Genomic DNA, 23,572 nt, shown 5'->3' with positions numbered 1-23,572 from the left:
TGATGAACATGATTTTCATTACCACTATTCCACACCACGGCGCGCCGCAATGCAAGTCCCAGCCGGACACCAGCGAACGCTCGGCGCCGGCCCACGGGTGCTGCCAGCTCCCGTCGGCCGACGCGCCGACCGCATAAATGTGGGAGATATTTTGGGAAATACCAAATCCCTTTCCCGGGCCGGAGTTATTCTGTAGCCCGCCGATTTTTGCTGGTGACGTTCCCCGGGTCGGCATGACAGAGCGGTCATGCGTATTGGGAGGTGTCAGATGTCGTTTGTGATTGCGGCGCCAGAGGTTATCGCGGCAGCGGCAACGGATTTAGCCAGTCTCGAGTCGAGCATCGCCGCGGCCAACGCGGCCGCGGCGGCCAACACCACAGCACTGCTGGCCGCGGGTGCCGATGAAGTCTCGACGGCGGTTGCGGCGCTGTTCGGCGCCCACGGCCAGGCCTATCAGGCGCTCAGCGCCCAAGCGCAGGCGTTTCATGCCCAGTTCGTGCAGGCGTTGACCTCCGGTGGCGGCGCGTACGCCGCCGCCGAGGCCGCCGCCACCTCGCCGCTGCTCGCCCCGATCAACGAGTTCTTCCTGGCGAATACCGGGCGCCCGCTGATCGGCAACGGCACCAACGGCGCCCCCGGCACCGGGGCCAATGGCGGGGACGGCGGCTGGTTAATCGGCAACGGCGGCGCCGGAGGATCCGGCGCGGCCGGCGTCAACGGCGGGGCCGGCGGCAACGGCGGCGCCGGCGGGCTCATCGGCAACGGCGGCGCCGGCGGCGCCGGCGGGAGGGCCAGCACGGGGACCGGCGGCGCCGGCGGCGCCGGCGGGGCCGCCGGCATGCTGTTCGGGGCCGCCGGGGTCGGCGGTCCCGGCGGATTCGCAGCCGCTTTCGGCGCCACCGGCGGCGCCGGCGGGGCCGGCGGAAACGGCGGGCTGTTCGCCGACGGCGGGGTCGGTGGCGCCGGCGGGGCAACCGACGCCGGCACCGGCGGGGCCGGCGGATCCGGCGGAAACGGCGGGCTGTTCGGCGCCGGCGGCACCGGTGGGCCCGGCGGATTCGGCATCTTTGGCGGCGGCGCCGGCGGGGATGGCGGCTCTGGCGGGCTGTTCGGCGCCGGCGGCACCGGCGGTAGTGGCGGGACGAGCATAATCAACGTCGGCGGGAACGGTGGGGCCGGCGGCGACGCCGGCATGCTCAGCCTCGGTGCCGCCGGCGGCGCCGGCGGCAGCGGCGGATCCAACCCGGACGGTGGCGGCGGTGCCGGTGGGATCGGAGGCGACGGCGGCACGTTGTTCGGCTCCGGCGGCGCCGGCGGCGTCTGCGGGCTGGGCTTCGACGCCGGCGGGGCGGGCGGCGCCGGCGGAAAGGCGGGTCTGCTCATCGGGGCGGGCGGTGCCGGCGGCGCCGGCGGCGGGTCCTTCGCGGGCGCCGGCGGAACCGGTGGGGCCGGCGGCGCGCCCGGGCTCGTCGGCAACGCCGGCAACGGCGGCAACGGCGGCGCCAGCGCGAACGGCGCCGGCGCCGCCGGCGGCGCCGGCGGAAGCGGCGTGCTGATCGGCAATGGCGGTAACGGTGGTAGTGGCGGCACTGGCGCACCCGCCGGCACGGCCGGCGCCGGCGGCTTAGGCGGGCAGCTACTAGGTCGAGACGGATTCAACGCCCCCGCCAGCACGCCACTGCACACCCTGCAGCAACAAATCCTCAACGCGATCAACGAGCCCACCCAAGCCCTCACCGGGCGACCGCTGATCGGCAACGGCGCCAACGGCACTCCGGGGACCGGGGCCGACGGTGGGGCCGGCGGGTGGTTGTTCGGCAACGGCGGCAACGGCGGCCACGGAGCGACCGGCGCCGACGGCGGAGACGGCGGATCCGGCGGGGCCGGCGGAATCCTGTCAGGTATTGGCGGCACCGGCGGGTCCGGCGGCATCGGAACGACGGGCCAAGGCGGGACCGGCGGGACCGGCGGAGCCGCCTTGCTGATCGGCTCCGGCGGCACCGGCGGCAGCGGCGGGTTTGGCCTGGACACCGGCGGGGCCGGCGGGCGCGGCGGTGACGCCGGCTTGTTCCTCGGTGCCGCAGGGACCGGCGGCCAGGCCGCCCTCTCCCAAAACTTTATCGGTGCCGGCGGCACCGCCGGAGCCGGTGGTACCGGTGGGCTGTTCGCCAACGGCGGGGCCGGCGGGGCCGGCGGGTTTGGCGCGAATGGCGGGACCGGGGGGAACGGATTGCTCTTCGGCGCCGGCGGCACCGGCGGGGCGGGCACGCTCGGCGCCGACGGCGGCGCCGGGGGGCACGGCGGGCTGTTCGGCGCCGGCGGCACTGGCGGTGCTGGCGGCAGCAGCGGCGGCACCTTCGGCGGCAACGGCGGCAGCGGCGGCAACGCCGGCCTACTCGCCCTCGGCGCCTCCGGCGGCGCCGGCGGCAGCGGCGGCAGCGCCTTAAATGTCGGCGGGACCGGCGGGGTCGGCGGGAACGGCGGCAGTGGCGGCTCGCTCTTCGGCTTCGGCGGTGCCGGCGGCACCGGTGGCTCCAGCGGCATCGGCAGCAGCGGCGGCACCGGCGGTGACGGCGGTACGGCCGGGGTGTTCGGCAACGGCGGCGACGGCGGCGCCGGCGGGTTTGGCGCTGACACCGGTGGGAATTCGAGCTCGGTCCCCAACGCCGTGCTGATCGGCAACGGCGGCAACGGCGGCAACGGCGGGAAAGCCGGCGGCACACCCGGCGCCGGCGGCACCAGCGGGCTGATCATCGGCGAGAACGGGCTCAACGGCCTGTAACCGCGAACCGGCCATCAGACCAACAGCCGGCCAGCCATGGTCGGCCGGCCCAGATCCCCCAGCATCAGCCTGCGGGCTGTCCTTCAAGACACACCGGGTTCACCCGGTACACGAAGTCGCTTACCAGAGTTTGACCAAAACCCCCCAGGTGTTGTCGCTGGAAATGGGATGCTTCTTACTGCCGATTTTTGCTGGTGACGTTCCCCGGGTCGGCATGACAGAGCGGTCATGCGTATTGGGAGGTGTCAGATGTCGTTTGTGATTGCGGCGCCAGAGGTTATCGCGGCAGCGGCAACGGATTTGGCCAGTCTCGGATCGAGCATCAGCGCGGCAAACGCAGCCGCGGCGGCCAACACCACGGCACTGATGGCCGCGGGCGCCGACGAGGTGTCGACAGCCATCGCCGCGCTGTTCGGCGCCCACGGCCAGGCCTATCAGGCGCTCAGCGCCCAAGCGCAGGCGTTTCATGCCCAGTTCGTGCAGGCATTGACCTCCGGTGGCGGCGCCTATGCGGCCGCCGAGGCCGCCGCGGTGTCGCCGCTGCTGGATCCGATCAACGAGTTCTTCCTGGCGAATACCGGGCGCCCGTTGATCGGCAACGGCGCCAACGGCGCCCCCGGCACCGGGGCCAATGGCGGGGACGGCGGCTGGTTAATCGGCAACGGCGGCGCCGGAGGATCCGGCGCGGCCGGCGTCAACGGCGGCGCCGGCGGCAACGGCGGCGCCGGCGGCAACGGCGGCGCCGGCGGGCTCATCGGCAACGGCGGCGCCGGCGGCGCTGGCGGGGTCGCCAGCAGTGGGATCGGCGGGTCCGGCGGAGCCGGCGGCAACGCCATGCTGTTCGGCGCCGGCGGCGCCGGCGGCGCCGGCGGCGGCGTAGTAGCCCTCACGGGCGGGGCCGGCGGCGCCGGCGGGGCTGGCGGCAACGCCGGCCTGCTCTTCGGCGCCGCCGGAGTCGGCGGGGCCGGCGGATTCACGAACGGCAGTGCACTCGGCGGGGCGGGCGGCGCCGGCGGGGCCGGCGGGCTGTTCGCCACCGGCGGGGTCGGCGGATCCGGTGGGGCCGGCAGCTCCGGCGGGGCCGGTGGGGCCGGTGGCGCTGGCGGGCTGTTCGGCGCCGGCGGCACCGGCGGGCATGGCGGGTTCGCCGACAGCAGCTTCGGCGGAGTCGGCGGGGCCGGCGGGGCCGGCGGGCTGTTCGGCGCAGGCGGGGAAGGCGGCAGCGGCGGACACAGCCTGGTCGCCGGCGGGGACGGCGGGGCCGGCGGCAATGCCGGCATGCTCGCCCTCGGCGCCGCGGGCGGCGCCGGCGGAATCGGTGGGGACGGCGGTACTCTCACGGCCGGCGGCATAGGCGGCGCCGGCGGCGCCGGCGGCAACGCTGGGCTGCTCTTCGGCTCCGGCGGCTCCGGCGGCGCCGGCGGATTCGGCTTCGCCGACGGCGGGCAAGGCGGCCCCGGGGGCAACGCCGGCACGGTCTTCGGCTCCGGCGGCGCCGGCGGCAACGGCGGAGTTGGCCAGGGCTTCGCCGGCGGGATCGGTGGGGCTGGCGGCACCCCCGGGCTGATCGGTAACGGCGGCAACGGCGGTAACGGTGGCGCCAGCGCGGTGACCGGCGGCAACGGCGGGATCGGCGGCACCGGCGTGTTGATCGGCAATGGCGGTAACGGCGGTAGCGGTGGGATTGGCGCGGGCAAGGCCGGAGTGGGCGGCGTCAGCGGGCTGCTGCTCGGTCTAGACGGATTCAATGCTCCCGCGAGCACCTCGCCACTGCACACCCTGCAGCAAAATGTGCTCAATGTGGTGAACGAGCCCTTCCAGACGCTCACCGGCCGCCCGCTGATCGGCAACGGCGCCAACGGGACTCCTGGAACCGGGGCTGACGGCGGGGCCGGCGGGTGGCTGTTCGGCAACGGCGCCAACGGGACCCCGGGGACCGGGGCTGCCGGCGGGGCCGGCGGGTGGTTGTTCGGCAACGGCGGTAACGGCGGGCACGGTGCGACCAACACCGCCGCCACGGCTACGGGCGGGGCCGGCGGGGCCGGCGGGATCTTGTTCGGTACCGGTGGCAATGGCGGGACCGGCGGGATAGCCACCGGTGCTGGAGGGATCGGCGGGGCCGGCGGCGCCGGTGGGGTCTCCTTGCTGATCGGCTCCGGCGGCACCGGCGGCAACGGTGGGAACTCCATAGGCGTCGCTGGCATCGGCGGGGCCGGCGGGCGCGGCGGCGACGCCGGTTTGCTCTTCGGCGCGGCCGGCACCGGCGGCCACGGCGCCGCTGGCGGTGTCCCGGCCGGCGTCGGCGGCGCCGGCGGCAACGGCGGACTGTTCGCCAACGGCGGAGCCGGAGGGGCCGGCGGGTTCAACGCAGCCGGCGGGAACGGCGGGAACGGCGGACTGTTCGGAACTGGCGGCACCGGCGGGGCCGGCACGAACTTCGGGGCCGGTGGGAACGGCGGGAACGGCGGACTGTTCGGAGCCGGCGGCACCGGCGGCGCCGCCGGCTCGGGAGGGTCCGGGATCACCACCGGCGGCGGCGGGCACGGCGGCAACGCCGGCCTACTCTCCCTCGGCGCCTCCGGTGGCGCCGGCGGCAGCGGTGGCGCCAGCTCCCTTGCCGGCGGGGCCGGCGGAACCGGCGGGAACGGCGCCTTACTCTTCGGCTTCCGCGGCGCCGGCGGCGCCGGCGGGCACGGCGGGGCAGCACTTACCAGCATCCAGCAAGGCGGCGCCGGCGGCGCCGGCGGGAACGGCGGCTTGCTCTTCGGCTCCGCCGGCGCCGGCGGCGCCGGCGGCAGCGGTGCCAACGCTCTAGGCGCCGGTACCGGCGGCACCGGCGGTGACGGTGGCCACGCCGGGGTGTTCGGCAACGGCGGTGACGGGGGTTGCCGGCGGGTTTGGCGCCGGTACCGGCGGCAGCGGTGGTGTCGGCGGCAACGCCGTGCTGATCGGCAACGGCGGCAACGGCGGCAACGCCGGCAAAGCCGGGGCCACGCCCGGTGCCGGCGGCACCGGCGGGCTGCTGCTCGGCGAGAACGGACTCAACGGCTTGCCATAGCAGGCAGACCTGCGACCACACGCGGCGTTGAGGGCATCAGTTGCTCACCGCAGATGATGCCGTAGATGCGCTATCCTGAGCATCATGCGCACCACCGTGTCAATCTCGGATGAACTACTGGCTACCGCCAAACGCCGGGCCCGCGAGCGTGGTTAATCGCTGGGCGCTGTGATCGAAGACGCCCTTCGGCGGGAGCTCGCCGCCGCCCGTACCGGCGGCGCCCGGCCAACCGTCCCCGTTTTTGACGCCGGCACCGGTCCGCGGCCAGGTATCGACCTAACCTCGAATACGGTGTTGTCCGAAGTGCTCGACGAGGGTCTGGAACTGAACTCGCGGAAGTGAGCCTGGACAGGCACAAATAGGCGATGTTCCTCATCGACGTCAACGTGCTGCTGGCTGCACACCGCGGTGACCATCCGAATCACCGAACCGTCCGCCCCTGGTTCGATCGACTGCTTGCGGCCGACGACCCCTTCACAGTGCCGAACCTAGTGTGGGCGTCGTTCCTCCGGCTAACAACGAATCGACGCATCTTCGAGATTCCGTCACCACGAGCGGATGCATTCGCATTCGTCGAAGCCGTCAACGCCCAGCCCCATCACCTTCCGACAAGCCCCGGCCCCAGACACCTGGTGCTGCTGCGAAAACTCTGCGACGAGGCCGACGCATCGGGCGACTTGATACCTGACGCGGTACTCGGGGCCATCGCCGTGGAGCATCACTGCGCCGTGGTGAGCCTGGATAGGGATTTCGCCCGGTTTGCCTCTGTGCGCCATATTCGCCCGCCAATCTAGCGAGCGGTCTACCGGCAACGGTCCACGCGAAGCCGGCGATTACACCAGCGGGCGCCCGCGCCTCATCCGCCGGTCCAGGTCCCAGAGCATCAGGTTGAACGGGAACTCCCGGACAAACCGCGGCATCAGGCGATTCACCGTGCGCAGCACGGCCATGAGCGCGTCAAAGCGCCGCTGCTTGGTCGCGTCCCACGGCAACCGCATCTCGTCGCGAAACCGCTGCGGCAGGAAACCGGTGGTGATCAGCAGCGCGATACCCTCCGACAGCCGCCGCAGCGGACCCGGCAGTGCGATCCCGCGAATTCGGAGCGCCACGATCGGATACAGGTAGTCGCGAACGACGTCATCGATGTGCACCCTGTCCAGTGATTGCCGCCAGTAGCGGTCGAAGGCCGCCCGATCCGGTGGCCACATCTGCGGCGGCACCTGCAACGTGGTGCCCATCGCCATGCCCGCGCGGTAATGATGGTCGGCCTCTTCGTCGTCCATCTCGCCGACGAAGGTGCGGTAGACGTCGACGCCGCCCTTATAGAGGCATGCCGCCACCCACAGCTGTAGTTCGGGATCGAACGCGTGGTAGGACACCGGGCTCTCCGGAGTCGAATACACCTGCGCGTGAACCTTATTCACCGCGCGACGAAAGGCCGCCTTCTGGTCGTCGCTGCCGGCAACGGCCACCGCAACGTAGGTAAAGGTGGTGCGCGCCCGCTTGATCGGATGGCGGTCCAGCCGGCCGCTTTCGACACGGCTCTCCAACACGCCGTAGCCGACACCCGGCATCGCCAACTCCATGATCACGTTGGCCGGGCCGGCTAGCAGCGCCACTCCCATCAAGCTGTCCTCGTTACCGCCGGGGCCGGCCGCCGATCGCCGGCGCCTGGCCAGCTGGAGACGGGGTGGGTCGGCCATGGGACGCTCGACGTGGGGGATGGGCTGGTGAGCCACCAGCGAAATCGCCATCCGAAGGCCTCCCGGCGCTGCCGCTAATTATGGAAACACCTGTATCCTGATATTGGCCGGTATCGTGCCCGAGTGTCAAGATGATCCGTATGACGCGCAGTGATCGACCCTACCGCGGCGTCGAGGCCGCCGAGCGACTGGCGACGCGCCGTCGCCAGTCGCTCTCTGCCGGCCTGGACCTGTTGGGGTCCGACCAGCACGACATCGCCGAGCTAACCATCCGCACCATTTGCCGGCGGGCCGGCCTGTCGGTGCGCTACTTCTACGAAAGCTTCACCGACAAGGACGAATTCGTCGGCCGCGTGTTCGACTGGGTGGTGGCCGAGCTGGTCGCCACCACTCAGGCCGCGGTCACGGCGGTACCGGCGCGGGAGCAGACTCGCGCGGGCATGGCCAACATCGTGCGGACCATCACCGCAGACGCCCGCGTCGGACGCCTGCTGTTCAGCACACAGCTGGCCAACGCAGTGATCACCCGCAAGCGTGCGGAATCCAGCGCCCTGTTCGCCATGCTGTCCGGCCAACATGCCGTCGACACCCTGCACGCACCGGCAAATGACCACGTCAAGGCGGTCGCACACTTCGCCGTCGGCGGCGTCGGGCAGACCATCAGCGCCTGGCTGGCCGGTGACGTGCGACTCGATCCCGACCAGCTGGTCGATCAGCTAGCTGCGCTGCTCGATGAACTCACCGACCCAAACTTGTCCCGTCCCCGGGTAGCGGCAACAGCTGCCAAATCCGGGGCTAACGATCCGCAGCCACCGGAGGTCGCCGGTCAGCCGCCGTCTTCGGCACGGCCTGCGCGTCGCTCGTAGTGAATTCCTTTGTCCAGCAAGCGAATTCCAGAGTTATCCCATCGGGGTCCTGGAAGTAGAACGAGCGTACGTACACACCGGGATGCACCACCGCGGACACCTGCGTCTCGCTGTCGTCATGGTTGAGCACCGGGCCGACCCGCACGCCTTTGTCCTTGAGCCGCTGCCGGTAGGCGTCGAACCTTTCGGCGGGTACATGAAACGCCAGATGGTTCATGGTGCTCACCGCGCTGGTGATGTCGCCGATGCCGGGGATGGCAACCGGCGACGAAAGACCGGGCACCCGATCAGGTGCATCGGCGAACCAGAAGAAGGCGACACAATCGCCGTTGCCGGCGTCAAAGAAGAAGTGCTGCCCTTGGCCGCCGGGCAGATCGAGCGCCTTGATCAGCGGCATCCCCAGGATGTTGCTGTAGAAGTCCACGGTGCGCGCCATGTCCGAACACACCAGCGCGACGTGGTTGATCCCACCAAGCTCGAATTCGGTGTTGGTGTTGTGCGGCTTGATCATCGTGCGGCTCCCATTGGCTCCCCGGGACGGCGGCCTGGCCAAGCTCTGAATCTGAATCTAACATCAGGTTCAGTTTTGTTCCAGGGAGGTGCCCAGGTGCCGGACTTCCCGACGCAACGCGGTCGGCGGACCCAGGCCGCAATCGACGCCGCCGCGCGGACGGTCGTGGTGCGCAACGGAATCCTGGCGACCACCGTCGCCGACATCACCGCCGAAGCCGGCCGCTCGGCGGCATCCTTTTACAACTACTACGACTCCAAAGAGGCGATGGTCCGGCAGTGGGCGCTGCGCTTCCGCGACGACGCCAACCAGCGGGCATTGTCGGTGATCCGGCACGGCCTATCCGACCGCGAGCGCGCGTATGAAGCCGCTGCCGCCCATTGGTACACCTACCGCAACCGCCTCGCAGAAGCGATCAGCGTGTCACAGTTGGCGATGGTCAGTGACGACTTCGCGCAATACTGGTCCGAAATATGCCAGATTCCAATATCGTTCATCACCGAGACGGTCAAACGCGCTCAGGCGCACGGCTATTGCGTCGGCGATGACCCCCAGTTGATGGCCGAGGCGATTGTGGCAATGTTCAACCAGTTTTGCTACCTGCAGCTCAGCGGTAAGCGTTCACGCCGTGGACAACCTGACGATCAGGCGTGCATCCAGACCTTGGCCAACATTTACTACCGCGCCATCTACAGTAAGGAGGACAGCTCAAATTGACTGGTCGTGCTGCCACGCCCGGGGTCATCCGAGAGTTCGTCGGGCTGCCGTCGCGAACCGCGGGGCGTGCGGCTGCCGGTGGGCACCCATGCCAGGGGCTGTACCACCACAGCGTGGGACGCAAACCGAAGGTGGCGCTCATCGCCGCGCACTACCAGATCGATTTCTCCGAGCACTATCTCGCCGAGTACATGGCGATCCGCGGCATCGGGTTTCTGGGCTGGAACACCCGATTCCGTGGTTTCGAAAGCAGCTTTCTGCTCGATCACGCACTGGTCGACATCGGCGTCGGGGTGCGCTGGCTCCGCGAAGTTCAGGGCGTGGAAACAGTGGTGTTGCTTGGCAATTCAGGTGGTGGCTCATTGATGGCCGCCTACCAATCACAAGCGGTCGATCCGAACGTGACTCCCCTGGACGGTATGCGACCCGCAGCCGGGGTAACCGAATTGCCGGCCGCCGACGCATACGTTGCCGCCGCAGCTCATCCCGGCCGTCCGGATGTGCTCACCGCTTGGATGGACGCCGCCGTCATTGACGAAAATGATCCGGTTGCAACCGATCCCGAACTTGACCTGTTCGACGAACGCAACGGGCCGCCGTACTCACCGGAGTTTATCAGCCGGTATCGCTCCGCGCAGGTCAAACGCAACCACACCATCACCGACTGGGCCGAATCCGAACTCAAACGTGTTCGCGCAGCTGGCTTTTCTGATCGGCCGTTCAGCGTGATGCGTACCTGGGCCGACCCGCGCATGGTCGATCCCAGCATCGAACCGACCAAGCGTCGGCCCAACCAGTGCTACGCGGGCACGCCGGTGAAGGCGAACCGCTCCGCACACGGCATCGCCGCGGCCTGCACGCTGCGCGGCTGGCTGGGCATGTGGAGCCTGCGGGTGGCCCAAACCCGTGCCGCACCCCACCTGGCCCGGATCACCTGCCCGGCCCTGGTGCTCAACGCCGAGGCCGACACCGGAATCTTCCCGTCGGATGCCCAGCAGATCTACGACGGGCTCGCCAGCAGCGACAAGACTCAGGTCTCGATCGACACCGACCATTACTTCACCACCCCGGGCGCCCGCAGCGAGCAGGCCGACACCATCGCCAAGTGGATAGCCAAGCGGTGGCGCTGAGTGTTCTCACCCATTTCGCCGGCCATCCGCTAGCCAACGTTAATAACCGACCCACCGGTTGTTAGCTTGGAAGGTGCTTGGCCGAAACGTCCAACAGCATGGGAAGGCGAGCAATGTCGATCGCTATTACTCCTGAGCATTATGAGCTGGCCGATTCGGTGCGTTCCCTGGTGGCGCGGGTAGCGCCGTCCGAGGTGCTGCACGCGGCGCTAGAATCACCGGTCGAAAACCCGCCGCCTTACTGGCAGGCCGCGGCCGAACAAGGCTTGCAGGGTGTGCATCTGGCCGAGTCGGTCGGCGGCCAGGGTTTCGGCATCCTCGAGCTAGCGGTGGTGCTTGCCGAGTTCGGCTACGGCGCCGTGCCCGGGCCGTTCGTGCCGTCGGCGATCGCCAGCGCGCTGATCGCAGCCCATGATCCGCAAGCCAAAGTCCTCGCCGAACTGGCAACCGGTGCGGCCATCGCCGCCTACGCGCTAGATTCCGGGCTGACCGCCACCCGCCATGGCGACGTGCTGGTGATCCGGGGCGAAGTCCGCGCGGTTCCGGCCGCGGCGCAAGCCTCCGTTCTGGTGCTACCGGTGGCCATCGAAAGCCGTGACGAGTGGGTTGTACTGCGCAACGATCAGCTCGAGATCGAAGCGGTCAAGAGCCTGGATCCGTTGCGGCCCATCGCGCATGTTCGGGCCAACGCGGTCGACGTCAGCGACGACGCCCTGCTGAGCAACCTCACGATGACGACCGCTCACGCGCTGATGTCCACCCTGCTGTCCGCTGAAGCCGTTGGCGTCGCGCGGTGGGCGACCGACACCGCGTCGGCATATGCCAAGATCCGCGAACAATTCGGCCGGCCGATCGGGCAATTCCAGGCGATCAAGCACAAGTGCGCCGAGATGATCGCTGACACCGAGCGGGCCACCGCCGCGGTGTGGGACGCGGCGCGAGCCTTAGACGACGCGGGCGAATCTAGCTCCGACGTCGAATTCGCGGCGGCGGTGGCGGCGACGCTGGCACCGGCGACCGCTCAGCGCTGCACGCAGGACTGCATTCAGGTGCACGGCGGCATCGGCTTCACCTGGGAGCATGACACGAACGTCTACTACCGCCGGGCGTTGATGCTGGCCGCGTGCTTTGGCCGCGGCTCGGAGTATCCGCAGCGGGTGGTGGACACCGCGACGACTGCCGGTATGCGTCCGGTAGACATCGACCTGGACCCCTCTACCGAGAAGCTGCGGGCCCAGATCCGGGCCGAAGTCGCCGCGCTGAAGGCGATGCCGCGAGAGCCGCGCACTGTCGCGATCGCCGAAGGTGGGTGGGTGCTGCCATATCTGCCCAAGCCGTGGGGTCGGGCCGCCAGCCCGGTCGAGCAGATCATCATCGCCCAGGAGTTCACCGCCGGGCGGGTCAAGCGGCCGCAGATTGCCATCGCGACGTGGATCGTGCCGTCGATCGTCGCGTTCGGAACCGACAATCAGAAGCAGCGCCTCCTGCCGCCAACGTTCCGAGGCGACATTTTCTGGTGCCAGCTGTTCTCCGAGCCGGGCGCGGGATCGGACCTGGCTAGCCTGGCAACCAAGGCCACCCGGGTCGACGGTGGCTGGCGCATCACTGGTCAGAAGATCTGGACCACCGGCGCGCAGTACTCCCAATGGGGTGCGCTGCTGGCGCGGACGGACCCGTCGGCGCCCAAGCACAACGGCATCACCTACTTCCTGCTGGACATGAAAAGCGAAGGCGTACAAGTGAAGCCGCTGCGCGAGCTCACGGGTAAGGAGTTTTTCAACACCGTCTACCTCGACGACGTGTTCGTCCCCGACGAGTTGGTGCTCGGGGAGGTGAACCGGGGGTGGGAGGTCAGCCGCAACACCCTGACGGCCGAGCGGGTGTCGATCGGCGGCAGCGATTCGACCTTCCTCCCCACCCTGGGCGAGTTCGTCGACTTCGTTCGCGATTACCGTTTCGAAGGACAGTTCGACCAGGTCGCGCGACACCGTGCCGGGCAATTGATCGCCGAGGGCCACGCCACCAAGCTGCTCAACTTGCGCTCCACGCTGTTGACGCTGGCCGGGGGTGACCCGATGGCGCCGGCGGCGATCTCCAAGCTGTTGTCCATGCGCACCGGCCAGGGTTATGCCGAATTCGCGGTGTCGTCCTTTGGCACCGATGCGGTGATCGGCGACACAGAGCGATTGCCCGGCAAGTGGGGCGAGTACCTGCTAGCCAGCCGGGCCACCACCATCTACGGGGGCACGTCGGAGGTCCAGCTCAACATCATCGCCGAGCGGTTGCTGGGCCTACCCCGCGACCCGTAAGTACCCGCGCGAGCAGCTACAGCTTGCGTAGCTCACGTTTGAGGACCTTGCCGGTGGGGTTGCGCGGTAGCTCGTCGAGGAAGATCACCTCCCGCGGCACCTTGTAGCGGGCAAGATGATCGCGTACGTACTGCTTGATGGTGTCCTCGTCGAGGTCAGCTCCCGGCTTCTTGACCACGAACGCGCGCAGCCGGGCACCGAACTCCTTATCGTCGACGCCGATCGCGGCGGCCTCCACCACGTCGGGATGCCCGCTGATCAGATCCTCGACTTCGGCGGGAAACACGTTCTCACCACCAGAGACGATCATCTCGTCGTCGCGGCCGCTCACATACAGCAGGCCGCGCTCGTCGAAGTAGCCGACGTCGCCGGACGACAACAGGCCGTCGATGATCTGCTTGCCACCGCCGCCGGTGTAACCCTCGAACGGGAAGGCATTGCCCACAAAGATCCGGCCAACGGCACCCTGCGGCACCTCATTGCCGTTCTCGTCGAGGATCTTAACCGTCACCCCCTTGACGACGGGCCCCACCGTGCTGGGGTTGAACTGCAGATCCTTGGGGCCGGCGATGGTGGCGAACGCGACCTCGGTCGAGCCGTACATGTTGTAGATGACCGGGCCGAGGTCCCCCAGCGCGCGGGTGGCCAGCTCGGCACCCAATTGCGATCCGGATACGAACACGATCTTCAAGCTCGACAAGTCGGGCTTGGGTTCGGTTTTCTCCAGCTGGTCGAGGATCCGCGACAGCATCACTGGTACAACGACCATGGATGTCGCCTTGTGCTTTTCGATGTCTTCCAGCACCAACGCGGGCTTGAACCGCCGCCGCAGCACCAGCGTCGAGCCCAGGAACATGGCGAGCGCGGCGTGCATGTAACCCAGCGCATGGAACATCGGCGACGGCAACAGCGTCACCTCGCCGGCCTTGAACGGCACGTGCGACAAAATGCCGCCGATCGGAGCCAGCGTCGGCGGTGTGTTACGGTTCGCCCCCTTCGGGGTGCCGGTGGTGCCGCTGGTCAAAATGATGATCGACGCACGGCGGCTCGCCTTCGGGGCGGGCGCGGTGCTGCTGTGCGCAATCAGCTCGGCCAACGTTTCGTCGGAGCTGCCCGACGGCTTGTCGTCGTCGGGATTGACACCAAGCGCCCGCAGCTTGCCCAACGGTGGCTGGGCCAAGCTGACGGCCTTGGTGTACTCGTCGTCGTAGATGATCACCTTGGCGCCCTCACGGTCCGACACCTCTTTGATCTGCGGGCCGGAGAACTCGCTGTTGAGCAAGATGATGCGGGCCCCCACTCGGGCCGCCCCGTAGTTGGCGATGACAAACCAGCGGTGGTTGCGCGCCAAGATGGCGACGCCGTCCCCGGCGCGGACACCCTTGGCCAGTAGGCCATTGGCCACCGCGTGTGCGGCCTCGTCGAGTTCGGAAAACGTGAGCGTGCCTTCTTCGTCGATGACGGCCGCCCGGTTGGGGGCGCGCCTGGCATTGTGCGACGGCAGCATGCCGACTTCCCCCCACTTGCGGATATCGGCTGCGAGCGCGGCGTAGTTCAGCGGCGGCTCCAGCCCGATCGCGCCCGATTCGATGATCTTCCGCAGGTAATGCAACTCGGCAGTGCCGCGCGCGACGTACTGTCCGATGGACTTCTGGAGCTTGGAGACGGCCTGCCCGGGCAGATCAGTGAGGTTAGGCATGACCTCACCCTATGTGAGGCGGGTCGCAAATTACCATGAGCCGCATGGCCGCCCCGGTGTCGCTGGACGTGCACGGACGCCAGGTCATCGTCACGCATCCGGGCAGGGTCGTCTTCCCCGCTCACAACGATCGAAAGGGCTACACCAAGTTCGATCTGGTCCGCTATTACCTCGCCGTGGCCGAGGGGGCGATGCGCGGGGTGGCCGGCCGGCCGATGATTCTCAAGCGTTTCGTCAAGGGCATCTCCGCCGAGGCGGTGTTTCAGAAGCGCGCACCGGCAAACCGGCCAGACTGGGTGGACGTGGCCGAGCTGCACTATGCGTCGGGCCGCTCCGCCGCGGAGGCGGTCATTCACGACGCCGCCGGGCTGGCGTGGGTGATCAACCTGGGGTGTGTGGATCTCAATCCGCATCCGGTGCTCGCCGGCGACCTCGATCATCCCGACGAGCTGCGGGTGGACTTGGACCCGATGCCCGGGGTCGCGTGGCAGCGGGTCGTCGAGGTCGCGTTGGTGGTCCGGGAGGTGCTGGAGGATTACGGGTTGACCGCATGGCCGAAGACGTCCGGGTCGCGGGGCTTTCACGTCTATGCCCGGATCGCGCCTTGCTGGTCGTTTCCCCAGGTGCGCCTGGCCGCCCAGACCGTTGCGCGTGAGGTCGAACGGCGCCTACCCGACGCGGCAACCAGTCGTTGGTGGAAGGAAGAACGCGAGGGCGTGTTCGTCGACTTCAACCAGAACGCCAAGGACCGCACGGTCGCGTCGGCCTACTCGGTGCGGGCCACCCCGGATGCCCGGGTGTCCACGCCGCTGCACTGGGAGGAGGTGCCCGGCTGCGACCCGGCGGTGTTCACCATGGCCACCGTGCCCAGCCGGTTGGCCGACATCGGTGACCCCTGGGCCGGGATGGATGACGCGGTTGGCCGGCTCGACCGGCTGTTGATGCTGGCCGAGGAACTGGGTCCGCCGCAGAAGGCGCAATCCGCCAAGCCGCTGATCGAGATCGCCCGCGCCAAGACGCGGGCCGAGGCGATGGCGGCGTTGGACATCTGGCGCGACCGGTATCCCGGCGCCGCGGCTTTGCTGCGGCCCGCCGATGTGCTGGTCGACGGCATGCGCGGGCCGAGTTCGATCTGGTATCGGATCCGGATCAACCTGCAGCACGTCCCGGCCGACCAGCGCCCGCCGCAGGAGGAGCTGATCGCCGACTACAGCCCGTGGCCGCGGTGAGAGCGCGTCGGCAAAATTAGCGCTTATATTATGCATCTGAAGTCTGTACATTTTTGTATGGCAAGTGGGTACGCGGTCGAAATCGAGAACTCGGCAGCTAAAGCAATCCAACGGCTGCACCGCCACGACCAGCGGCGCATCTGACCGCCGTCGCCGCGCTCGCCGACGAACCGCGCCCGCGTGGCTGCGAGAAGATGAGTGGCTTCGACACCACTTACCGCATCCGCCTCGGCAACTATCGCGTTGTTTACATCGTCGACGACGCAGCGCGTGTCATCACCGTTACTCGCGTCGGACACCGAAGGGGGGTCTACCGATGACCAGCAGTCTAGTGCCTATTAGTGAAGCCCGCGCTCACCTATCGAGGCTTGTGCGTGAATCCGCCGACGATGACGTCGTGTTGATGAATCATGGCCGACCCGCAGCCATCCTCATCTCAGCTGAGCGCTACGAGAGCCTAATGGAAGAGCTTGAAGACCTGCGCGACCGGCTCAGCGTGCACGAGCGAGAGCACGTCACCATGCCGCTGGACAAGCTCGGTGCCGAGCTGGGCGTTGACATCGGCAGAGTCTGAGTTTGCGCGTGGCTCACAACGTGAGACCGCCGCCGGGCTAACTACACCCCCACCTGGCCCATGGGGGTGGTTCTACGCAGGTAGCAGTACCAGGTGACGACGAGCAGGGCAAGGAAGAACGCCACGTAGAAGTGCAGGGCGGGTTCGATATTGCCGAAGTGCACCTTCGACCAGGCGTAGGCCAGCGGCACCACAAACCCGCCGAACGCGCCGATCGAGGAGATGATGCCCAGCGCTCCGGCGGCCTGTCGGCGCATGTTCACCATCGTTTCCGGATCCCCGCCGGCGACTTCGCCTTTGACCTGGAAGATCCTCGAGATCATCCGGTAGCTCGAACCATTGCCGATGCCGGTGGCAACGAACAAGAACATGAAGCTGACGAAGAACACCGGCAGATTGACCGACTGCACCGACCACAACGCCGCAGCCGCCCCGGCCGCCAGCATGACGAAACTGGCCGCGGTGATCCGCGCACCGCCGATCCGGTCGGCGAGCTTGCCGCCCAGCGGACGGACCAGGGAACCGATGCCCGCGCCGAGGAAGGCCCAACCCAACGCGATGTCACCACGGCCAAACACGGTCTTGAGCAACGTCGGGAAGGCCGCCGAATACCCGATGAACGACCCAAAGGTGCCGATGTACAGCAGCGACATGATCCAGGTGTCGGCATGCCGCAGCGACTGCCACACCGGCTTCACATCGGCCTTGGCCTCCGTGAGGTTGTTCATAAACAGGAATGCGCACACCGCGGCGGCGACGGCCAAGGGCACGAAGAACAGTCCGGCACGCGACAGTGCCACCCCACTGCCGGCGACCACGATGGGCGGAATGATCTTCTGCACCACCGCCACCCCGATGTTGCCTCCGGCCGCGTTCAGGCCCAGCGCCCAACCCTTGTCCTTCTCCGGGTAGAAGAACGAGATGTTGGCCATCGATGAGGCAAAGTTGCCGCCACCGAAACCGGCGGTGGCCGCGATCACCACCAACACCGCGAACGGCAGGGAAGGGTGGCTCACCGCCCAAGCCAGCAGCAGGCACGGGATCACCAGCAGCGCCGCCGAGACGGTCGTCCAGTTGCGGCCACCAAAGATCGGGATCGCGAAGGTGTACGGCAGCCGGAGGAACGCCCCGACACCGCTGGGGACGGCGACCAAACATAGGGCCTGGCTGGCGGACAGCGCCCAGCCGGACGCGGCGGGGTGCCCGGGAGCGGCGGCGGTCATCTGGACAACCACGATGCTCCACAGCATCCACACGCTGAAGCCGACGTGCTCGGCGAAGATGGAGAAGATCAGGTTACGGCGGGCGATCGGCCTGCCGATCGTCTCCCAGAACACCGGGTCTTCCGGGCGCCAGTCGTCGATCCAGTGATCGCCCTCATCCTGCTGGCGTGGCAGCGCATAATCGATTGCCGGGGCGGTGGTGAGTGCCATCGGTTAGGTCTCCTGTCGACAAGCGGGCGACATCAGCGGTAATGACGGCTCGACGCTAAAGAGACCCTGTTACCGGCCCGGATGCGCGCTGTTACAGCGGAGATACCTTTAGGTGGCTTCGGCCCGTCTGCCGTTGTGAGGACGGGACCGGCTGCGAGCGTGAAGGGGGAGTCCGGGTGGTTGGCGCGGGGTGGCACTTCTGGGTCGACCGGGGTGGCACGTTCACCGACGTTGTGGCGCGCCGGCCGGACGGACGGCTGCTGACCCACAAGCTGCTGTCGGACAACCCGGCACGCTATCGCGACGCCGCGGTGGCCGGCATCCGTGCGCTGCTAGCGAACGGCGAGGCGGGCACGCGCGTCGACGCGGTGCGGATGGGCACCACGGTGGCGACCAATGCGTTGCTCGAGCGCACGGGTGAGCGCACACTGCTGGTGATCACCCGCGGTTTCGGCGACGCCCTGCGCATCGCCTACCAGAATCGTCCGCGCATCTTCGACCGGCGGATCGTGTTGCCCGAGATGCTTTATGAGCGGGTCGTCGAGGTCGATGAACGGGTCACAGCCGACGGCCGGGTGCTGCGGGCACCCGACCTGGAGGCATTGGGCGAGAAGATGCGGCAGGCCCATGCGGACGGAATCCGCGCGGTCGCGGTGGTGTGCCTGCACAGTTACCTCTACCCGGGACACGAGCGAGAAATCGGTACGCTGGCGCAGCGCATCGGCTTCGCCCAGATCTCGTTGTCATCTGAGGTCAGCCCGCTGATGAAACTGGTCCCGCGCGGGGATACCACCGTGGTCGACGCCTACTTGTCCCCGGTGCTGCGCCGATACATCAACCAGGTGGCCGACCAGATGCGGGGTGTGCGACTGATGTTCATGCAGTCCAACGGGGGGCTGGCGCAGGCCGGGCACTTCCGCGGCAAGGACGCGATTCTGTCTGGTCCGGCCGGCGGCATCGTCGGCATGGTGCGGATGTCGGCGCTGGCCGGCTTCGATCATGTTATTGGCTTCGACATGGGCGGCACCTCGACCGACGTGTCGCACTACGCCGGCGAGTACGAACGCGTCTTCACGACCCAGGTTGCCGGGGTCCGGCTGCGCGCGCCGATGCTGGACATCCACACGGTGGCCGCCGGCGGCGGGTCGATTCTGCATTTCGACGGGAGCCGCTACCGAGTCGGCCCGGACTCGGCCGGAGCCGACCCCGGCCCGGCCTGCTACCGCGGCGGCGGACCGCTGTGCGTCACCGACGCCAACGTGATGCTCGGCCGCATCCAGCCCACCCACTTCCCGTCCGTATTCGGTCCTTCCGGCGACCAGCCGCTGGACGCCGGGACCGTGCGGCGTGGCTTCACCGACCTGGCCGCCGACATCGCCGCGCGGACCGGCGACGACCGGTCACCCGAGCAGGTCGCCGAGGGATATCTGCGGATCGCGGTGGCGAACATGGCCAACGCGGTCAAAAAGATCTCCGTGCAAAAGGGACACGACGTGACGCGGTACGCGCTGACGACGTTCGGCGGCGCCGGCGGTCAGCACGCATGTGCGGTGGCCGACGCCCTCGGCATCCGCACGGTGCTGATCCCACCAATGGCCGGCGTGCTTTCCGCGCTGGGGATCGGCCTGGCCGACACCACCGCAATGCGCGAACAATCGGTGGAGATCCCGCTCGGACCCGCCGCGCCACAGCGTTTGGCCAGCGTTGCGGAATCCCTCGAACGAGCCGCCCGCGCCGAGTTGCTGGACGAGGGCGTCCCGGGTGAGCGCATCCGGGTGGTTCGCCGGGTGCACCTGCGCTATGAGGGAACCGATACCGCGATCCCCGTGCAACTGGCCGAGATCGAGACCATGGCCACGGCGTTTGAAAGCAGCCACCGCGCGCTGTACACGTTCCTGCTGGATCGTCCGCTGATCGCCGAAGCGATCTCGGTCGAGGCGACCGGGCTCACCGACCAGCCCGACCTGTCCCAGCTGGGCGATCAGGCCAACGACACCACCGGCTCGTCGGAAACCGTGCGGATCTATTCGAACGGATTGTGGCGCGACGCACCGCTGCGGCGTAGGGAGGCGATGCGGCCGGGCGACGTGCTGACCGGTCCGGCGATCATCGCCGAGGCCAACGCCACCACCGTCGTCGACGACGGCTGGCAGGCGACGATGACGGAGACCGGGCACCTGCTCGCGCAACGAGTGGTCACCCCGCCGCGGCCCGATGCGGCCACTCGGGCCGGTTTCGAGGCCGGTTTCGAGGCCGACCCGGTGCTGTTGGAGATCTTCAACAACCTGTTCATGTCGATCGCCGAGCAGATGGGCTTCCGGCTGGAAGCCACCGCCCAGTCGGTGAACATCCGGGAGCGGCTGGACTTCTCCTGCGCGCTGTTCGATCCGGACGGCAACCTGGTCGCCAACGCCCCGCACATTCCGGTGCACCTCGGCTCGATGGGCACCACCGTCAAGGAAGTGATCCGCCGGCGCTTGAGCGGCATGAAGCCCGGTGACGTATACGCCGTCAACGACCCGTACCACGGCGGCACCCACCTGCCGGACATCACAGTGATCACCCCGGTGTTCAACACCGGCGGCGAGGACGTCCTATTCTTTGTCGCCTCTCGCGGGCACCACGCCGAAATCGGCGGCATCACCCCCGGCTCCATGCCCGCCGACAGCCGCGAGATCCACGAAGAGGGCGTGCTGTTCGACAACTGGCTGCTCGCCGAGAACGGACGGTTCCGCGAGGCCGAAACCCGGCGCCTGCTTACCGAGGCGCCGTTCGGTTCCCGCAATCCCGACACCAACCTCGCCGATCTGCGCGCGCAGATCGCCGCCAACCAAAAGGGCGTCGACGAGGTCGGAAAAATGATCGACCACTTCGGCCGCGACGTGGTGGCGGCCTACATGCGCCACGTCCAGGACAACGCCGAGGAAGCGGTCCGCCGGGTCATCGACCGGCTCGACAACGGCGCCTACCGCTACCGCATGGATTCGGGCGCGACGATCGCCGTGCGCATCACCGTCGACCGCGCCGCCCGCAGCGCGACCATCGACTTCACCGGAACCTCGGCTCAGCTGGACACCAACTTCAACGCACCGACCTCGGTGGTGAATGCGGCGGTGCTCTACGTGTTCCGGACCCTGGTCGCCGACGACATCCCGCTCAACGACGGTTGCCTGCGCCCGTTGCGTATCGTCGTCCCCGAAGGCTCGATGCTCGCACCAACCCATCCCGCCGCGGTGGTCGCTGGCAACGTCGAAACCTCGCAGGCGATCACCGGCGCGCTGTTCGCCGCGTTGGGTGTGCAGGCCGAGGGATCCGGGACGATGAACAACGTCACGTTCGGCAACGAGCGGCACCAGTACTACGAAACCGTAGGATCGGGCTCCGGGGCCGGTGACGGGTACCACGGGGCCTCGGTGGTGCAGACGCACATGACCAACTCCCGGCTCACCGATCCCGAGGTGCTGGAGTGGCGCTACCCGGTGTTGCTGCGCGAGTTCGCCGTACGTCAGGGCAGCGGGGGCGCCGGTCGCTGGCGGGGCGGCGACGGCGCCGTCCGACGCCTCGAGTTCACCGAGCCGATGACGGTCAGCACGCTCTCCGGTCATCGGCGGGTTCGGCCCTACGGCATGGCCGGCGGCTCCCCCGGAGAGCTGGGACGCAACCGAGTGGAACGCGCCGACGGCAGCACCGTCGAGTTGGCCGGATGCGGCTCAACGCACGTCGAGCCGGGCGACACGCTGGTGATCGAAACCCCCGGCGGCGGCGGATACGGGCCAGCAAGTACCAGCGCCCGACGCCGGCGGTAACGCGCGCGATACCCTCACGCTGTGCGACAGGGATGCAGCCGCCGGGGATTCTTGCAGGTCGCCGAGGCTGCAGCAGCCACCGGGCTGTTCGCGGGCTGTTCATCGCCCAAACCCCCGCCGGGCACTCCTGGCGGCGCGGCGGTAACTATCACCCACCTGTTCGGTCAGACCGTCATCAAAGAGCCACCCAAGCGCGTGGTCAGCGCCGGCTACACCGAGCAGGACGACTTGCTCGCGGTCGATGTGGTGCCCATCGCGGTGACCGACTGGTTCGGTGACCAGCCGTTTGCGGTGTGGCCGTGGGCGGCGCCCAAGCTCGGCGGGGCGCGGCCGGCGGTATTGAACCTGGACAACGGGATTCAGATCGACCGAATCGCCGCCTTAAAACCCGACCTGATCGTGGCGATCAACGCCGGGGTGGACGCCGATACCTATCAGCAGCTGTCGGCGATCGCCCCGACCGTCGCCCAGTCCGGCGGCGACGCATTCTTCGAGCCGTGGAAGGACCAGGCCAGGTCGATCGGCCAGGCGGTGTTTGCGGCCGACCGGATGAGGTCGCTGATCGAGGCCGTCGACCAGAAGTTCGCCGCGGTGGCGCAGCGGCATCCGCGCTGGCGGGGCAAGAAGGCGCTGTTGCTGCAGGGTCGCCTCTGGCAGGGCAACGTGGTCGCAACCCTGGCGGGCTGGCGAACTGACTTCCTCAACGACATGGGTCTGGTGATCGCCGACAGCATCAAACCCTTCGCCGTCGATCAGCGCGGCGTCATTCCGCGCGATCACATTAAAGCGGTGCTTGATGCCGCCGATGTGCTGATCTGGATGACCGAGAGCCCCGAGGACGAGAAGGCGTTGTTGGCCGACCCGGAGATTGCGGCGTCGCAGGCAACCGCCCAGCGGCGCCACATCTTCACTTCCAAGGAACAGGCCGGAGCCATCGCCTTCTCGTCGGTGCTGAGTTATCCCGTGGTGGCCGAGCAACTGCCGCCACAGATCAGCCAGATCTTGGGCGCATGAGCATTTGCTAAGGCACCTCTGGCAGTCTCGAAAATCCCTGGCCGAGCCGAAGATTGCAGCGCTACCGTCGACGCATGAGTGTGATGGACGTCTTTATGGACGCGGCATTGGCCTGCACCGTGCTCGACTACGGCGACCATGCGCTGATGCTGCAATGTGACAGCACCGCTGACGCAATGGCATGGACCGATGCATTGCGAGCCGCGGCGCTACCCGGTGTGGTCGACATCGTTGCGGCCTCGCGCACCGTATTGGTGAAGCTGGACGCGCCCCGCTACCAAGGGGTCACCCGTCAGCGGCTGCGCAGGTTGCGGGTCACCCCCGAGGCGGTGGCTGCGGCCGATCACCGATGCGACCTGGTAATCGACGTCGTCTACGACGGCCCAGACCTCGCCGAGGTCGCCCGCTGCACCGGCCTGACCACCGCAGCGGTCATCAACGCCCACACCGCCACCGGATGGCGGGCGGGATTCAGTGGGTCCGCCCCGGGGTTCGCCTACCTGATCGACGGCGACCCGAGCCTGCGGGTGCCGCGCCGGCCCGAACGGCGCACCTCGATGCCGCCCGGATCGGTCGCCCTCGCCGACGGATTCAGCGCGATATATCCATCTCAAGCGCCCAGCGATTGGCAGATCATCGGCCACACCGACGCGGTCCTGTGGGATGTCGACCGACCCCAGCCGGCGCTGCTCACACCGGGCATGTGGGTTCAGTTCCGGGCCGCCTGAGCTGGAGGAAGCA

Annotated in this window: 16 protein-coding genes, 1 pseudogene and 1 other annotated feature; of the genes and pseudogenes, 13 read left to right on the top strand and 4 right to left on the bottom strand. The window is 68.5% G+C overall.

Annotated elements, in window-relative coordinates; all coding sequences use genetic code 11:
* The first annotated feature begins 268 nt into the window (after positions 1–268).
* From PE_PGRS4 to vapC25, 4 genes and pseudogenes are all read left to right on the top strand, one after another.
* A complete protein-coding gene (gene PE_PGRS4 / locus Rv0279c; protein ID YP_177708.1) occupies positions 269–2,782 on the top strand; it encodes a PE-PGRS family protein PE_PGRS4 in 2,514 nt (837 codons plus the stop codon).
* A gap of 249 nt (positions 2,783–3,031) precedes the next feature.
* Complete coding sequence (locus Rv0278c) at positions 3,032–5,905, top strand: PE-PGRS family protein PE_PGRS3 (RefSeq protein YP_177707.1); 2,874 nt, start codon at positions 3,032–3,034, stop codon at positions 5,903–5,905.
* Between the two features lie 19 nt (positions 5,906–5,924).
* Positions 5,925–6,182 (top strand) — a sequence feature (part of toxin-antitoxin (TA) operon with Rv0277c).
* A pseudogene (vapB25, locus tag Rv0277A) lies at positions 5,925–6,182 on the top strand. Its footprint overlaps the feature before it by 258 nt.
* 23 nt (positions 6,183–6,205) lie before the next feature.
* The gene (gene vapC25, locus Rv0277c; RefSeq protein NP_214791.1) at positions 6,206–6,634 is read left to right on the top strand and encodes a ribonuclease VapC25; all 429 of its coding nucleotides are present in this window, start codon (positions 6,206–6,208) and stop codon (positions 6,632–6,634) included.
* Positions 6,635–6,673: 39 nt separating this feature from the next.
* Here the strand turns inward: vapC25 and Rv0276 are convergent, their stop codons facing one another.
* The gene (locus Rv0276; protein NP_214790.1) at positions 6,674–7,594 is read right to left on the bottom strand and encodes a hypothetical protein; all 921 of its coding nucleotides are present in this window, start codon (positions 7,592–7,594) and stop codon (positions 6,674–6,676) included.
* A gap of 89 nt (positions 7,595–7,683) precedes the next feature.
* On the opposite strand from Rv0276, the gene Rv0275c reads away from it, so the two are divergent.
* Positions 7,684–8,409, top strand: a complete 726-nt coding sequence (locus Rv0275c; protein YP_177706.1) for a transcriptional regulator — start codon at positions 7,684–7,686, stop codon at positions 8,407–8,409.
* On the opposite strand, the gene Rv0274 is transcribed toward Rv0275c, so the two are convergent.
* Positions 8,339–8,920, bottom strand: a complete 582-nt coding sequence (locus Rv0274) for a hypothetical protein (RefSeq protein NP_214788.1) — start codon at positions 8,918–8,920, stop codon at positions 8,339–8,341. The genes Rv0275c and Rv0274 overlap by 71 nt on opposite strands.
* A 96-nt stretch (positions 8,921–9,016) precedes the next feature.
* Between Rv0274 and Rv0273c the strand changes: the two genes are divergently transcribed.
* The 3 genes from Rv0273c (at position 9,017) to fadE6 (ending at position 13,076) form a co-directional block, all read left to right on the top strand.
* Positions 9,017–9,637 (top strand): transcriptional regulator, encoded by a 621-nt coding sequence (locus Rv0273c; RefSeq protein ID NP_214787.1) that lies wholly within the window; start codon positions 9,017–9,019, stop codon positions 9,635–9,637.
* Positions 9,634–10,767: a hypothetical protein gene (locus tag Rv0272c; RefSeq protein ID NP_214786.1), complete on the top strand. Its 1,134-nt coding sequence runs from the start codon at positions 9,634–9,636 to the stop codon at positions 10,765–10,767. Before Rv0273c ends, Rv0272c begins: the two co-directional genes overlap by 4 nt.
* A gap of 113 nt (positions 10,768–10,880) precedes the next feature.
* Entirely contained in the window at positions 10,881–13,076 is a 2,196-nt protein-coding gene (gene fadE6, locus Rv0271c) for an acyl-CoA dehydrogenase FadE6 (RefSeq protein ID NP_214785.1), read from the top strand.
* A 16-nt stretch (positions 13,077–13,092) separates the two neighbouring features.
* Here fadE6 and fadD2 read toward each other — a convergent pair whose 3' ends face one another.
* A complete protein-coding gene (gene fadD2, locus Rv0270) occupies positions 13,093–14,775 on the bottom strand; it encodes a fatty-acid--CoA ligase FadD2 (RefSeq protein ID NP_214784.1) in 1,683 nt (560 codons plus the stop codon).
* 35 nt (positions 14,776–14,810) lie between these two features.
* Here fadD2 and Rv0269c point away from each other — a divergent pair, with 35 nt between their 5' ends.
* Together Rv0269c and Rv0268c are read left to right on the top strand one after the other, a co-directional pair.
* Positions 14,811–16,004: a hypothetical protein gene (locus tag Rv0269c; RefSeq protein NP_214783.1), complete on the top strand. Its 1,194-nt coding sequence runs from the start codon at positions 14,811–14,813 to the stop codon at positions 16,002–16,004.
* 64 nt (positions 16,005–16,068) lie between these two features.
* Positions 16,069–16,578: a hypothetical protein gene (locus Rv0268c; protein NP_214782.1), complete on the top strand. Its 510-nt coding sequence runs from the start codon at positions 16,069–16,071 to the stop codon at positions 16,576–16,578.
* 41 nt (positions 16,579–16,619) lie between these two features.
* Here Rv0268c and narU read toward each other — a convergent pair whose 3' ends face one another.
* On the bottom strand, positions 16,620–18,011 hold the full coding sequence (narU, locus tag Rv0267; protein ID NP_214781.1) for a nitrite extrusion protein NarU: 1,392 nt from the start codon (positions 18,009–18,011) through the stop codon (positions 16,620–16,622).
* Between the two features lie 176 nt (positions 18,012–18,187).
* Here narU and oplA point away from each other — a divergent pair, with 176 nt between their 5' ends.
* The 3 genes from oplA (at position 18,188) to Rv0264c (ending at position 23,559) form a co-directional block, all read left to right on the top strand.
* Positions 18,188–21,817, top strand: coding sequence for a 5-oxoprolinase OplA (oplA, locus tag Rv0266c; RefSeq protein NP_214780.1), 3,630 nt, complete (start codon positions 18,188–18,190; stop codon positions 21,815–21,817).
* Between the two features lie 21 nt (positions 21,818–21,838).
* The gene (locus Rv0265c; protein ID YP_177705.1) at positions 21,839–22,831 is read left to right on the top strand and encodes an iron ABC transporter substrate-binding lipoprotein; all 993 of its coding nucleotides are present in this window, start codon (positions 21,839–21,841) and stop codon (positions 22,829–22,831) included.
* Between the two features lie 95 nt (positions 22,832–22,926).
* Positions 22,927–23,559, top strand: coding sequence for a hypothetical protein (locus Rv0264c; RefSeq protein NP_214778.1), 633 nt, complete (start codon positions 22,927–22,929; stop codon positions 23,557–23,559).
* The last annotated feature ends 13 nt before the right edge of the window (positions 23,560–23,572 follow it).

Origin of the sequence: Mycobacterium tuberculosis H37Rv (genome assembly GCF_000195955.2) — a bacterium.
Lineage (GTDB): Bacteria > Actinomycetota > Actinomycetes > Mycobacteriales > Mycobacteriaceae > Mycobacterium > Mycobacterium tuberculosis.
Note: the sequence above shows the minus strand (reverse complement) of the source record. Positions and strands in the feature narration are given on the sequence as shown.